The organism is Winogradskyella arenosi (genome assembly GCF_003337305.1).
Lineage (GTDB): Bacteria > Bacteroidota > Bacteroidia > Flavobacteriales > Flavobacteriaceae > Winogradskyella > Winogradskyella arenosi.
In genome coordinates this window covers 77,375-91,490 of record NZ_QPJO01000002.1, presented here as the reverse complement: position 1 = coordinate 91,490, position 14,116 = coordinate 77,375, and the positions used below count along the sequence as shown (strand labels likewise).

The 14,116-nt window shown below is 35.8% G+C and carries 16 protein-coding genes; 8 read left to right on the top strand and 8 right to left on the bottom strand.

The window, feature by feature from the left end; genetic code table 11:
* Nucleotides 1–201: 201 nt before the first annotated feature.
* The 3 genes from DFQ08_RS05230 to DFQ08_RS05220 all read left to right on the top strand — a co-directional run bounded on the left by DFQ08_RS05230 (nt 202) and on the right by DFQ08_RS05220 (nt 2,047).
* Nucleotides 202–561 carry a hypothetical protein gene (locus DFQ08_RS05230; RefSeq protein ID WP_114308770.1) on the top strand — a complete coding sequence of 120 codons (360 nt, stop codon included), beginning with the start codon at nt 202–204 and terminating at the stop codon, nt 559–561.
* Between the two features lie 178 nt (nt 562–739).
* On the top strand, nt 740–1,558 hold the full coding sequence (gene kdsA, locus DFQ08_RS05225) for a 3-deoxy-8-phosphooctulonate synthase (RefSeq protein WP_114309669.1): 819 nt from the start codon (nt 740–742) through the stop codon (nt 1,556–1,558).
* Between the two features lie 15 nt (nt 1,559–1,573).
* A complete protein-coding gene (locus tag DFQ08_RS05220) occupies nt 1,574–2,047 on the top strand; it encodes a GNAT family N-acetyltransferase (protein WP_181858362.1) in 474 nt (157 codons plus the stop codon).
* Between the two features lie 5 nt (nt 2,048–2,052).
* Here the strand turns inward: DFQ08_RS05220 and DFQ08_RS05215 are convergent, their stop codons facing one another.
* Complete coding sequence (locus DFQ08_RS05215) at nt 2,053–2,661, bottom strand: DUF1684 domain-containing protein (RefSeq protein ID WP_114308768.1); 609 nt, start codon at nt 2,659–2,661, stop codon at nt 2,053–2,055.
* Nucleotides 2,662–2,774: 113 nt separating this feature from the next.
* Between DFQ08_RS05215 and DFQ08_RS05210 the strand changes: the two genes are divergently transcribed.
* Nucleotides 2,775–3,746: a YpdA family putative bacillithiol disulfide reductase gene (locus DFQ08_RS05210; protein ID WP_114308767.1), complete on the top strand. Its 972-nt coding sequence runs from the start codon at nt 2,775–2,777 to the stop codon at nt 3,744–3,746.
* A 6-nt stretch (nt 3,747–3,752) separates the two neighbouring features.
* Here the strand turns inward: DFQ08_RS05210 and DFQ08_RS05205 are convergent, their stop codons facing one another.
* Nucleotides 3,753–4,199: an Lrp/AsnC family transcriptional regulator gene (locus tag DFQ08_RS05205; RefSeq protein WP_114308766.1), complete on the bottom strand. Its 447-nt coding sequence runs from the start codon at nt 4,197–4,199 to the stop codon at nt 3,753–3,755.
* Nucleotides 4,200–4,317: 118 nt separating this feature from the next.
* Here DFQ08_RS05205 and DFQ08_RS05200 point away from each other — a divergent pair, with 118 nt between their 5' ends.
* The gene (locus DFQ08_RS05200) at nt 4,318–4,713 is read left to right on the top strand and encodes a hypothetical protein (protein ID WP_114308765.1); all 396 of its coding nucleotides are present in this window, start codon (nt 4,318–4,320) and stop codon (nt 4,711–4,713) included.
* Nucleotides 4,714–4,717: 4 nt separating this feature from the next.
* Here DFQ08_RS05200 and DFQ08_RS05195 read toward each other — a convergent pair whose 3' ends face one another.
* The 4 genes from DFQ08_RS05195 to DFQ08_RS05175 form a co-directional block, all read right to left on the bottom strand.
* The gene (locus DFQ08_RS05195; RefSeq protein ID WP_114308764.1) at nt 4,718–5,332 is read right to left on the bottom strand and encodes a DEAD/DEAH box helicase; all 615 of its coding nucleotides are present in this window, start codon (nt 5,330–5,332) and stop codon (nt 4,718–4,720) included.
* A 59-nt stretch (nt 5,333–5,391) separates the two neighbouring features.
* Nucleotides 5,392–5,931, bottom strand: a complete 540-nt coding sequence (locus tag DFQ08_RS05190) for a sigma-70 family RNA polymerase sigma factor (protein WP_114308763.1) — start codon at nt 5,929–5,931, stop codon at nt 5,392–5,394.
* A gap of 246 nt (nt 5,932–6,177) precedes the next feature.
* Entirely contained in the window at nt 6,178–6,645 is a 468-nt protein-coding gene (locus DFQ08_RS05180; RefSeq protein WP_114308761.1) for an OsmC family protein, read from the bottom strand.
* 120 nt (nt 6,646–6,765) lie between these two features.
* Nucleotides 6,766–10,182, bottom strand: coding sequence for a methylmalonyl-CoA mutase family protein (locus DFQ08_RS05175; RefSeq protein ID WP_114308760.1), 3,417 nt, complete (start codon nt 10,180–10,182; stop codon nt 6,766–6,768).
* Between the two features lie 145 nt (nt 10,183–10,327).
* Between DFQ08_RS05175 and purU the strand changes: the two genes are divergently transcribed.
* The 3 genes from purU (at nt 10,328) to DFQ08_RS05160 (ending at nt 12,313) form a co-directional block, all read left to right on the top strand.
* Nucleotides 10,328–11,182 (top strand): formyltetrahydrofolate deformylase, encoded by an 855-nt coding sequence (gene purU, locus DFQ08_RS05170; protein ID WP_114308759.1) that lies wholly within the window; start codon nt 10,328–10,330, stop codon nt 11,180–11,182.
* A 124-nt stretch (nt 11,183–11,306) separates the two neighbouring features.
* Nucleotides 11,307–12,017 (top strand): DUF4197 domain-containing protein, encoded by a 711-nt coding sequence (locus tag DFQ08_RS05165; protein ID WP_114308758.1) that lies wholly within the window; start codon nt 11,307–11,309, stop codon nt 12,015–12,017.
* Between the two features lie 98 nt (nt 12,018–12,115).
* A complete protein-coding gene (locus DFQ08_RS05160; protein ID WP_114308757.1) occupies nt 12,116–12,313 on the top strand; it encodes a Lacal_2735 family protein in 198 nt (65 codons plus the stop codon).
* Between the two features lie 170 nt (nt 12,314–12,483).
* On the opposite strand, the gene DFQ08_RS05155 is transcribed toward DFQ08_RS05160, so the two are convergent.
* Both DFQ08_RS05155 and pyrF read right to left on the bottom strand, forming a co-directional pair.
* A complete protein-coding gene (locus tag DFQ08_RS05155; protein ID WP_114308756.1) occupies nt 12,484–13,263 on the bottom strand; it encodes an ABC transporter substrate-binding protein in 780 nt (259 codons plus the stop codon).
* A gap of 33 nt (nt 13,264–13,296) precedes the next feature.
* Nucleotides 13,297–14,112, bottom strand: coding sequence for an orotidine-5'-phosphate decarboxylase (gene pyrF, locus DFQ08_RS05150; protein WP_114308755.1), 816 nt, complete (start codon nt 14,110–14,112; stop codon nt 13,297–13,299).
* Nucleotides 14,113–14,116 lie beyond the last annotated feature (4 nt).

The following is a 14,116-nucleotide window of genomic DNA, read 5'->3' as shown; positions in this document are numbered from 1 at the left end:
TGATTTTAAGCGTGCAAATGTACATCATAATTTGCTCTTATCGTTAATAATATGTTATATTTTCGTTTTCAAGCGCTTTGAAGTCGTATCTTTCGTTAAATAACTGATTAACAGTCAAGGGCCTCTATCTTTCATCACCCCTTTTAAAGGCTCACATTGCGTCCTATTTTAAACTGTTGTTAACCCCTAAAACAAAACCAGATGCACACTTTAAATAAATACACCAAATACATCCCATACCTTTATTTTTTATCTGTTATAATCTATTGGTTTACAAAAACAAATCAAAATAACGGACTTTCTGCTTATCCTATTTTATTATTTGGCATTCCTTTTTTATGGCAATTACTAAAACCTAGCCGACAACTAAATTTTTCTTTAGGGATTACCTTTGTTTGCCTATCCTCTTATTTAATCGTGGCCTACTTAGTCGATGCGCTTCATATTATAAATTGGGCAGAATCCTCCCAAAAACTACTGCTCTATGGTGGACTTTTTGTGTTAATTAATTTTGTGATGTCTCTATGGATGATTCGTAATAGTCTCAGAAAAAAGTTTTAACCCTTTTTATGGTATTACTCCTAGTTAAACTTGTTAGGGCTTAAAGCTTATAAGCCCTGAAAAACAAAACATTAAAACCTAAAGATTCATATAGACGTATGGCGCTACAATATCCTTAATAGATTGTTTCAACTAAACATTCAAAAACGTATCTTTGTGCCCTAATAATTTTAAGTCTATAGCTTTGATCACTATTCCAAAATTAAAACATACCGATTCTAATAACTTCTTTTTACTTTGTGGACCTTGTGCCATTGAAGGCGAAGATATGGCCCTACGTATTGCTGAAAAAGTTGTTAGTATTACAAATAAACTTGACATTCCTTACGTTTTTAAAGGAAGCTTTAAAAAAGCGAACCGAAGTAGAATTGACAGTTTTACAGGAATTGGGGATGAAAAAGCCTTAAAAATTCTTAGAAAAGTTTCTGAAACTTTTGATGTTCCTACCGTTACCGACATCCATGAAGTTAGTGATGCGGCTAAAGCTGCAGAATATGTAGATGTCCTTCAGATTCCTGCATTTTTAGTGCGTCAAACGGATTTAGTCGTTGCCGCTGCAGAAACAGGTAAAGTGGTCAACTTAAAAAAAGGACAGTTTATGAGTCCTGAAGCAATGAAGCATGCCGTGCAAAAAGTAAAAGATGCAGGAAACGAGCAGGCTTGGATTACAGACCGCGGGACGATGTTTGGTTACCAGGATATGATAGTAGACTTTAGAGGTATCCCAACCATGCGCGAATTTGCCCCTACGGTTTTAGATGTTACACACTCTTTACAACAACCTAATCAAAGTATTGGAGTTACCGGTGGACGCCCAGATATGATAGAAACTATTGCTCGTGCGGGTGTGGTTAATAATGTAGATGGCTTATTTATTGAAACACATTTTGACCCTGCTAACGCGAAAAGTGATGGTGCAAACATGTTACATTTAGATAATTTAGAAAGCTTACTATCTAATTTAGTCGCCATTAGAAAAACAATTACTCAGCTTTAATATTCAGATTTCATCTTGAAAACTACTATAGACATAAGACCGGCAACCGCCAATGATGTTCCTGAAATCACCACGATTTTTAGAGACACCATTACCCATATTAATGCTGCAGATTATTCTGAAAAACAGATTATAGCATGGGCATCGGGTGCCGATAAAATTTCGGAATGGGAAAAACGTATTAAGAAATTTTATTTTATCGTGGCTGAACTTGAAGGCCATATCGTTGGATTTGCCTACTTAAAAAATGGCAACTACTTAGATGGCTTGTTTGTTCATAAAGATTACCAACGTCAAGGTATAGGTTCTAAATTATTACGAATTATGGAATCTCATGTTATTATGAACGATTTTGAAGTTTTAAAATCGGACATTAGTAAAACCGCACTTCCTTTCTTTGACAATAAATATTTTGACGTTATTAAAAAGCAAAAGAAGAGTTTAAAAGGAGTTGTCTTAGAAAACTACCTTGTAGAAAAACAACTGTAACTTGACTATTTATAGTCTTTGACAAAGGCTTTTACTCCCGCTTCCACATCTAAATCTAGGTAATTCACCATAGGAACAATTGGGCACGAATATTTTTCATCATACGCACAATAGGGATTATAAGCGGAATTAAAATCGATTTCCATCGTATCACCTTCCGGTATATTTAAATCTATATAACGTCCGCCTGGATACGTAGACTCGCCATTAGTATTATCTACAAACGGTAGAAACAAATACTGTTCAAATCCTTCGGTTTGCATTAACTCTTCTCCTTGATACACGTTAAGTTGAAATGACTTGCCTTGCAATTCAAAATTTATAACCCCAAAAACGCGTTCTTTAGATAAACGGTCTGTAGTGGTTTTCATTTGAAACCATTCTGTATTTGGGGTACGCTTTAAAGTGGCTTGCACCAAAAACGTAGAGTCGTAAGGAAAGAAATCTAAGCCTTCAAAGTTTTTCAGGTCCTTAGCTTTTAAGGGCGATTTAGACGCGTCTTTAAATTCAGCATTTTTTTTTCTCTGAAAAGGTGTTAAATCTGTTGCTATTATTTTTTTCTCATTACAGCTTACAAAACATACTATTGTAAGTAAAACAATTAAAAATCGCATATCTTTCAAGTTTAAAATTCAAAAATACAATATAAAAATGGCCTAATTATTTTAAGAGATATTTAATAACATACACTTTACATATCCCTCTAAAAAAAGTAATTTTAGACTCTATGAAAAATTCAGAATTAGATGTACTCATCATTGGTGCCGGCCCCATAGGAATTGCCTGTGCCTTAGAATGTAAAAAACAAAAGCTTAACTACGCGGTTTTAGAAAAAGGAGCTTTAACCAACTCTTTATTCCACTACCCTTTGAATATGACGTTTTTTTCGACCTCAGAAAAATTAGAAATAGATGCCATTCCATTTATAAGTAATAATCCTAAACCCACGCGTAACGAAGCTTTAGAATATTATAGACGCGTGGCCACCTCTAACGCTTTAGAAATTTATCTCTATGAAAAAGTTGAAGCCATAAAACAAACAGAATTGGGCTTTAACGTTCAGTCTACAAAATCTCTATATACCGCAAAAAAAGTTATAATTGCTACCGGATTTTACGATCTTCCAAACCTCTTAAATGTCCCTGGCGAAGACTTACCTAAAGTTGTTCATTATTATAAGGAAGCACATCCGTTTACGCTACAAGATGTGGCGGTGGTTGGCGCTAGTAACTCTTCAGTAGATGCAGCCTTAGAAATTTACAGAAAAGGAGGCCATGTTACTATGGTTATTAGAGGAGAAGCCATTGGAGAACGAGTAAAATATTGGGTAAAACCAGATATTGTAAATCGTATTGAAGAAGGAAGTATTAAAGCTTATTTTAATTCTGAGATTAAAGAAATAACACCCTCGCATCTTGTCATACAAACTCCTGAAGGTGACAAAACCATAGCCAATGATTATGTGGTGGCCTTAACCGGTTATCATCCTGATTTTACCTTTTTAAAAACTGTAGGCATCGAACTCTCTAAGGACGGTAAAAGCATCCCTAAATACCACCCTGAGACTATGGAAACAAACGTGAAGGGGCTGTATTTAGCAGGCGTGATCTGTGGTGGTAAAGAAACCCACAAATGGTTTATTGAAAATTCTAGAATACATGCCAAGATTATTGTAGAGCATCTTAAAAAACAGATTTAAAAGTGTTTATTTTAGTGGTGGTTTCACCTCACTGTATTTTATAACATGAGACAAAACTATTTGGGTTTTGGTTTCGCCATAAGTGATTAGTTGATCAATAAATGTCTCGAGGTGTTTTTGATTTTTTAAAACCACCTCCATCACAATATTTTCATTACCGGTAATGCGATAACAATTCACCACCTCATCATAGGTTTTCACCTTTTCTAAAAATGGTTTAAGCATTCCCATAAAAGCTCTTAAAGTAATTAGAGCTTTGAGTTGATACCCGACTTCAAAAGGAGATACAAATGTGGTATACCCTTGTATGACACCCGAATCTTCCATTTTTTTAATCCGTTCTGAGACCGCCGGAGAAGTAATCCCAACACGCCTCCCGATTTCAGCATTAGACATGCGCGCATTCTGCTGCAGACATTTTAAAATCTTCCAATTCAAGGTATCGATGCTCATTTTAATAAACTTTAACGATTTCTACATCATTATTAAAGCAAAAATACAATTTCACCTTAATATCTAAAGCACTGTTTCAGTATTAGTTCTTAAATTCGTAGTAATTGCTATTGAAGTTATGAGTTACAATTTACCTTCACCACTATCTCATTTGCCTATTTACGAAAAGGCCATGGATATTCTTGCGCTTTCTAGACGGATTTCTAATTATCTCAATCATGATTTAGCAGCTTTAAATTCCGATGGTAAGGAAGATGACCATATTTATTTTTCTGGCGATATTGTACAACAATCTACCCATCTTGCTCCGGAAATTATAAATGTAGAACGCGAAGCATGTTCTTATAAGAAAAACAAACATTTAGAGCGTTTAGATCGGCTCACCGCACGCTTGTACCGCAACTGCAGAAGATTAGAAAATGCCAATAGTAACGGCAAGGACTACTTACCGATTCTTCGTGGTGAATTAAAAAAATTTAAAACTATGCAGCGGCATTGGATGATGACCTTTTAAGGTCTTAACGCCCTTTTATAAGCTGTGCATTACTCATAAAGGCGTTCTGATAATTCTTAATTTTTGAATTCATCTCTTCAGCCATAATCACAAACTGACATTTAGCTAAGCTTTCTGATAAACGCAAAATGTGATTATAAGCATTATGACGCCCTAAATAATCTGCATCTTCAATCGCAAACATCTGAATTTCACCTAAATGAATACCATTTAAAAAATAAAGCTTACTTAAACGTCCAGGGGTCGCTATAATAATATCTTGACCGTAGTAAACCTCCTCTTTTTGTTTCTCTATGTCGTACTCATCATAAAGCGCATAAACTCTTAAATCTGTCGTTTGCGTAAAGCCTTCAAAAACCGCTTTTAAGGCTAAGGCTTCTTTCTTGTCTTTTACAATAACTAAAGCTCTCGGAGAATCTTCAAAAGCTGCTGCTTTTAATTTATGAATTATTGCAATTATTAATGCTGTTGTTTTTCCGCTGTCTTTCGGTGCGATAACATAAGCGTCTGCCCCACCTTTTAATACGGGTAATGCTTTTTTCTGAAAGGCATTAGAGGTTTCAAATCCTAAATTCTCTAAGGATTCTTTTAATAAAGGGTGTAGTTTTTTGAAAGACATCTGCGTATGTAATAATAAGGCTCTATTTTAGTATAGAACTGTAGGCGCCAAAGGTACAATTATTGACAAACTTTACAGTCTGCTTTGTCTTGTATTTCTCCTACAAGATGCCCATCGGCATTCATTTTAAATCCACAACAGTCCATAAAACCTTGAGCGATTTGTTTTCTAGCACGTTGAATCTGAGATTTAACCGTAGGCAAAGCCAAATGCAATTGTTGGGCCACCTCTTGCTGTTTAAGCCCTTTAATATCCGATAAAAATAGAGGGTCTCTATATTTCTTAGGTAAGTTGAGCAAAATACCTCGTAAGCAATCGTGCTCGGTATGCCCTTTTGGCCCGGGCTCTGATGCTATTTCTATATCGTCCGTGGGCAAAGTTAATTTGTGGACTTTGTAATAATCTAAAATGGTAAAGCGTGCAATTGAAAACAACCAAGCCTTCAACTTATCATCATCCTTTAGCGTGTGTAGTTTGGTGTGGACTTTAATAAAAGTATCTTGTAAAATATCATCCGCAGCTACGACGTCTTTTACTTTGCTTAAAATAAAACGTCGGATATCTTCTGAATAGTTTTCCCAAACACTTTTTGTCGTCATATTCTAAATGTAACAAAAATCAGTCCGAATACAAAACGTAAGCATTCGGACCAATTTATATTTAACAATTGCAATTTGTACATGTACAGTTTTCACATGTACAGTTTGAACAATTTCCTTTTGAGCAACCTTCACAGTTGCAGTTACAATCTATAGTTTTCATCATTTTACGTTTTAAGGTTCACTTAATAGACGATACAGAAGCAAAAAAGATGCAAAAGCAACAGATTATTTTTTCAAAAGATCTTAGGCAACCACTATAGTGGCGTTATGAACAATTTCGAAATTGCAAGAATTCGCTATAAAACAAAGGGCGTTAGCTTTTTCATGAAGTTGAAGTGCGATTTCTTTTTGGTCTGAATTTTTAATGGTCACCACGGGTTGTAATCGTACTGTTCTAAAGCTTCCACTTCCATTTGAAGCTACTTCTAAATCGCCTTCAGCCCTATCTGAGTAGTGTAACACTTCTATATGATGCTGAGCACAAACGTACAAGTAAGACATCATATGGCACGAGGTTAAAGCGGACAACAGCAAGTCTTCAGGATTATACAAAGCCTCATCTCCTCTAAAGGGTTTTGCTGCAGACACTTGTAATGGCTGTGTTTTATGAGCGATTGTCACCTCATGGTTTCGGCTAAATGTTCTAGGATTCTTGGTACTTTCTTCGGCCCCTAGTGTCCATTGCACTGCGGCTTTAAACGTATGCTTCATAGCTGTTCTTCATTTTGAATTAAAAAAAGCGTTCCATAAAGAAACGCTTTTACAATTATTTATGACTTTTATAATCGCTGATTTATAAGGTTGTTATAAAAACCGTCTTCCATTTCATGACTACATATTTCTTCGGTATTGCCCACCTACCTCAAATAAAGCTGAAGTAATTTGACCTAATGAACACACTTTACAAACTTCCATTAAGGCTTCAAAAATATTTTCATTATTAATGGCCTTACGTTGTAATTCGCTTAACAACGCGTCGGTTTGATGTGCGCTATGCAAGTTCTCTAAGGTTTTAATTTGAAACTGTTTTTCTTCCTCAGTCGCTCTAATCACCTCAGCGGGTTGCACCGTAGGAGAGCCTTTACTGCTTAAAAACGTATTAACACCAATAATTGGAAACTGTCCGTTGTGTTTTAAGGTTTCATAATAAAGACTTTCCTCTTGAATCTTACTGCGCTGGTACATGGTTTCCATGGCACCTAACACACCACCACGTTCTGTAATACGATCAAATTCTAGAAGTACAGCTTCTTCAACAAGATCCGTAAGCTCTTCGATAATAAAAGAGCCTTGAATTGGATTTTCATTTTTAGCTAAACCTAATTCTTTATTGATGATTAACTGAATAGCCATAGCTCTACGCACAGACTCTTCCGTTGGGGTTGTAATAGCTTCATCATAAGCATTGGTATGCAATGAGTTACAATTATCATAAATAGCATACAACGCTTGAAGCGACGTACGAATGTCATTAAAATCAATTTCTTGAGCATGCAAACTACGGCCTGAAGTCTGAATATGATATTTTAGCATTTGCGCTCTGGCATTAGCCCCATATTTATGCTTCATGGCTTTAGCCCAAATTTTACGAGCTACACGACCAATAACCGCATATTCCGGATCAATCCCGTTAGAAAAGAAAAAGGATAAGTTAGGTCCGAATTTATTAATATCCATCCCTCTACTTAAATAATACTCTACATAGGTAAATCCATTAGACAAGGTTAAGGCCAATTGCGTTATAGGATTTGCCCCTGCTTCTGCAATATGATACCCTGAAATCGATACCGAATAGAAATTACGAACATTATTTTCAATAAAGTACTCCTGAACATCCCCCATTAAACGCAATGCAAATTCCGTAGAAAAGATACAGGTATTTTGCGCCTGATCTTCTTTTAAAATATCGGCTTGCACAGTACCTCTAACTTGAGCAATGGTGGTCTTTTTAATTTCGGCATACACCTCAGCTGGGAGCACTTGATCTCCAGTAACCCCTAAAAGCATTAAGCCTAAGCCATTATTACCTTCTGGTAAAGCACCATTATATTTAGGACGTTCTTTATCCTTATAAATTTCTGCAATTTTAGCTTCTATTTCACGTTCTAAACCTTGTTCTTTTATGTATTTTTCACATTGCTGATCAATAGCTGCATTCATAAAAAAGCCTAATAGCATAGGGGCAGGACCATTGATGGTCATACTTACCGAGGTCATTACGTGAGCCAAATCAAAACCAGAGTATAATTTTTTAGCATCATCCAAACAACAAATAGACACCCCAGCATTTCCTATTTTACCATAAATATCAGGTCGTAAATCGGGATCATTACCGTAAAGCGTTACACTATCAAAAGCAGTAGACAAACGTTTAGCGGGTAAGCCCATACTTACATAGTGGAAACGTTTATTGGTACGTTCTGGTCCACCTTCTCCAGCAAACATCCTAGCCGGATCTTCTCCGGTTCTTTTAAATGGATATAAACCTGAGGTATATGGAAATTCTCCTGGTACATTTTCTTGTAAACACCATCTTAAAATATCACCCCAAGCCTGGTATTTTGGCAAGGCTACTTTTGGTATTTGACTGTGCGATAAAGAGGTGGTATGCGTTTCAATCTCAATCGTTTTTTCGCGAACTTTAAAACTATAAATTGGCGCTTTATAACGATTTACTTTTTCCTCCCAACCGGTAATAACTTCCCAGTTATAAGGATCAAGGTTAAGCTTTATGCGATCAAATTCAGCAATAAGCATTTTTACAAAATCCGCATTACCTGCCGCGCTAGAATTTAATGATTCTGCGGCGATACCCGATTTATCCAATTCTGGTGTTAACTCGCAAACCGAGGCAATCGTTTTATAAATACCGTATAATTTCTGAGCCACTTCTACTTGGGCTACCGCTGTTTTGTCGTAAGTACGGTTGCTTTCTGCAATTTCAGATAAATAACGTGTACGAGAAGGAGGAATTACAAAAATCTTCTCGCTCATTTCTTGTGAAATTTCAAACGTAGATTTTAATTCTGAATTGGCCTTTTCTACTAAGGTATCCATGATTGCTTTATAAAGCGTGTTCATCCCTGGATCGTTAAACTGAGAGGCAATAGTACCGTAAACGGGTAGATCTTCTTGCGGGATATCCCAAAGATTATTATTACGCATGTATTGTTTTTTAACATCGCGTAAGGCATCTAAAGATCCACGTTTATCAAATTTATTGATGGCTACCAAATCGGCAAAATCGAGCATATCAATTTTTTCAAGTTGTGTTGCAGCCCCAAATTCTGGTGTCATAACATATAAAGCCACATCTGAATGCTCAATAATCTCGGTGTCTGACTGTCCGATCCCTGAGGTTTCTAAAATAATTAAATCGTACTCCGCAGCTTTAAGTACCTCTACAGCTTCATTCACATATTTAGACAAGGCTAAGTTAGATTGACGTGTTGCTAAACTACGCATGTATACGCGCGGTGAATTAATAGCATTCATTCGGATTCGGTCCCCTAAAAGCGCGCCTCCTGTTTTTCGTTTTGATGGATCTACAGAAACTAAACCAACGGTTTTATCCGGAAAATCGATTAAGAAACGACGAACAAGTTCATCCACTAAAGACGATTTACCCGCACCACCAGTTCCTGTGATTCCTAATACCGGCGTTTTTGAATTTTTATTTTTCTCATGAATGGTTTCAAGGGCTGTTTTAGCCACGTCAGGAAAGTTCTCAGCGGAAGAAATTAATCTTGCAATAGCTTTAGAATCTTTTTGAGTTAAGGTATTCACTTCATCATGAAGCTCCTCCCCAATGGCGTAATCCGATAACTGAACCAAATCGTTAATCATTCCTTGTAAGCCCAAACTGCGCCCGTCATCTGGAGAATAGATTCTTGTGATTCCATAATCCATAAGTTCTTTAATTTCTTCTGGAAGGATAACACCACCGCCACCACCGAAGATTTTAATATGTCCAGCTCCTTTTTCCTTAAGCAAGTCGTACATATACTTAAAATATTCAGTATGCCCGCCTTGATAAGAGGTTAAGGCAATAGCATTGGCATCTTCTTGTATGGCCGTATTTACCACTTCTTCAACACTGCGATCATGACCTAAATGAATCACTTCTACGCCTGTAGATTGAATTATACGACGCATAATATTTATAGCAGCATCATGCCCATCAAAGAGGGATGCAGCGGTGACTATGCGGACTTTATATTTTGGTTTGTAAGGTGCAACTTGTTCCATTCGTAAAATTATAGCTTATATGAGGAACAAATTTAAGGAATATTCAAAAAAATTTAGCATCAATTAATAAATATCTAAAACTTATCAAAAAACGCTAAAGCATTCAATTTTAATTACTTTTATCTCTTCAACCAATATTAATTTTATGCAAAAAATTACCTTACTCATAAATTGTGAAGATCAGCCCAATATAATTGCAGGCATCACCACCTTTATGGCTTCTAATGGTGGAAACATTGTTTATATTGACCAATATGTTGATAGAGAGCAAAATATATTTTTTATGCGTCTAGAAAGTGAATTTACCTCTAATGATTTTTCCATAGAGGCATTTAAAACGGTATTTAAGGATGCCCTTGTTGATAAGTTTAGTTTGAAATGGCGGATGTATGCGGCTGAAAAAAAGCCCAAAATGGCGCTCTTTGTATCTAAATACGACCACTGTCTTTACGATATTTTAGGACGCTATAATTCCGGAGAGCTCTTCTTAGAAATTCCTTTTATTTTAAGTAATCATCTGGATTTAAAGCCAATTGCAGATAGTTTTAATATTCCTTTTTATCATGTTCCTGTTACCAAAAGCACCAAACAAGAATCAGAGGAGAAGCAATTAGAACTTTTAAAACAACACAAAATTGACTTTATTGTTTTAGCGCGATATATGCAAATTGTATCTAAGACGCTTATTGATAAGTACCCGAATAAAATTATAAACATTCACCATTCATTCTTACCTGCCTTTGTTGGTGCCAAGCCTTATCATTCTGCTTATAAGCGTGGGGTAAAAATTATTGGTTCAACAAGTCATTACATTACAGAAGAGCTTGATGCGGGTCCTATTATAGAACAAAATGTAGCCCAGATAAGCCACAATAATTCTATAAAAGATTTAATTGCCAAGGGACGTGATTTAGAAAAAATTGTACTTTCGAACGCCATAAAACTACATACCATGAGAAAAGTGATGGTATATAACAATAAAACGATTATTTTCTCTTAAAAAAAGTGACCCTTACCCCAAATTAGGGTCTATACTATTATGTTAAACTCCTATTAAGGTTTATTTTTCCTTTAGGAATGTTAAAACCTTATAAATTATATTTGACTACTTAAAAACAAACATTATGATCAAAAAGATTTTAGCCTTATTAATTGTTTTCAATTTCATGGCTTGCGCAGAATTACAACAAGTTGTAGATTCATTACCACAAGGAACAAGTGATGTTCTTGGAAATGCAGATATCGCTGCGGGATTAAGAGAAGCCTTAGATTTAGGTATTGAAAAACAAGTTTCTAAACTAACTGCTGAAGATGGTTTCTTTAAAAATGAATTAGTAAAAATTGTATTGCCAGAAGAATTACAAAAAGTAGACAGTGCGTTAAGAAAAGTAGGCTTAAGTAGCTTAGCTGACGAAGGTTTAAAGGTCTTAAACAGAGCTGCCGAAGATGCGGTATCTGAAGCGACTCCTATTTTCGTTAATGCTGTTAAGGATATTACTTTTGATGATGCTAAAGATATTTTATTAGGCGATGATAATGCGGCAACCACCTATTTAACCACTAAAACGAAAACAGAGCTTTACGCTAAATTTAAGCCTGTAATCAACAACTCGTTTAGTAAAGTTGGTGCGGATCAAATTTGGTCTAACCTTATTTCAAAATACAACAATCTTCCGCTTACAAATAATGTAAATCCTGATTTAACCGATTACGTAACTACAGAAGCTCTTGAAGGTGTCTATACTATGATTGCCGTTGAGGAATTAGAAATTAGAAATTCAGTAGCATCTCGTTCTACAGATTTATTAAAGAAGGTATTTGCCTTACAAGACTAATTACTGATTAGTCAAAAATTTTATATTTTTTAGATATAAAATTCAAAAGTTCTAGCTAAATTTTAGTAATTTAATATCCTAATTATTAAAATTTAGCCGTGAACTATTCAAACCGACTTCTAAAAAAAAGATCCAAGCTTAAAAAAAAGTACCGGCAACTTATTGAGGACGCATACAATTTTAGGCAAAGCGATCATGCTTTGAGTGACTTTTCAGAATACAAAGCCACAAAAGTACTTCACAAAATTAATAAGTTAGAATTTGTGGTTAGAGACCGCAGATCCCTTTTGTCATGACGACTTAGGTATTAAGCTACATTTAATCATTAGCTAACATTGTCGTAACCTCTACAAGGTATAAAGTTAGCATCTTTGCAAAGCAAAAGTTTGAGATTAGTTAAGTCTTGATTCAGTTAGTTTAGAGTAAAGTCGGTATTATAGTTAGGTATCGACTTTTTTTATGCCTTTTAATGAAGACTTTTAAAATAAGTATAGGCTTTTAAAAGGCGACTTCCATACCAAGAAAACATTTCGCCATCAACAATTTTTACGGATTTCTCCGGAAATTTTAATTGAAACGCTTCTACATCGCTCGCTTTAAAAGGAAAGGGCTCACTAGAGAGGAATATCACATCTGCTGCCTGTAAAGCCGGGTGCTCCAAGTCAATCTCCGGATAACGCCCTTCATGCTTAAACGCGTTACTAAAACCAGCCTCATTGAGCATAACATCAATAAAATTATCTGAAGCTGCCACCATCCAAGGTTTTTTCCAAATAAAATAAGTGGCTTTTGGTTGATCTTTAAATTGATATTGCAGTTGAAAGGCCTTACGTTCCACTTGAATATCTGCTATTAAATCTTCAGCAGAAGCTGCTACCGAAAAAAGCTCGCCATACATGGTAATTAGCGAAAAGGTATCTTCTAAATTATATATCTCACTAATATGAACCGGCGCAATAGCCTCGAGCTCTACAATCATCTCCTTGGTATTTTCTTCCTTATTACAAAGAATAATATCAGGATTGAGCGCTTTTATTTTATCGAAATGCACCCGTTTAGTGCCGCCAACCACAGGTTTTGAGATACAAAGGTGCTTAGGATGCACACAAAATTTAGTCACCCCTACAAGGCGCGCTTCTAAACCTAAGTCTACTAATAATTCCGTTTGAGACGGCACCAAAGAAACAATCCGTCTAGGTGTAGACTCTAGTTGAATTGTTCTTTGCAGCTGATCTTTATAGGTCATAAACTTAGGTTTAACACAACACTAAAGGCTGAATTAACGTGTCAATTCGGCTTGCATTTGCTTTTGAAGTTCCTCTGCCTTTTGAGCGGCAGCACTTGCAAAATTAACATCTTGAGACGCATAAATAATACCTCTTGAAGAATTAATAAGTAAACCTACCGTATCTGTAATTCCGTATTTACACACCTCTTGAAGGTTACCACCTTGAGCTCCTACTCCAGGCACTAATAAAAAGGCTTTAGGAATAATTTTTCTGATATCGGCTAAATACTCGGCTTTAGTAGCTCCAACAACGTACATTAAATTTTCAGAATTCTCCCATGATTTAGAGGTCTCTAGAACTTGCTTATACAATTCTACTCCATCAACATGCTTGGTCTGAAAATCAAAAGCCCCTCGGTTAGAGGTTAAGGCTAATAAAATGGTATGCTTATCTTTAAAAGCTAAAAAGGGCTCTACAGAATCTTTCCCCATATAAGGCGCAATGGTGACACTATCAAAGCCTAAATCTTCAAAAAAAGCTTTAGCATACATGGTACTAGTGTTTCCTATATCGCCACGTTTAGCATCTGCAATGGTATAGATCTCCGGATGCTCTTCGTTTAGGTAATTAATCGTTTTCTCTAAAGCTTCCCATCCCTTTATTCCATAAGCCTCATAAAAAGCCGTGTTAGGTTTATAGGCCACACATAAATGGTGTGTAGCATCAATGATAGCTTTATTAAAGGCGAAAATAGGATCTTCTTCCTCTAATAAATGTTTTGGGATTTTATTTAAATCGACATCGAGTCCAATACAAAGAAAAGACTGTTTTTTATGGATTTGCTCTACTAGTTGTTGTGTTGTCATAGTA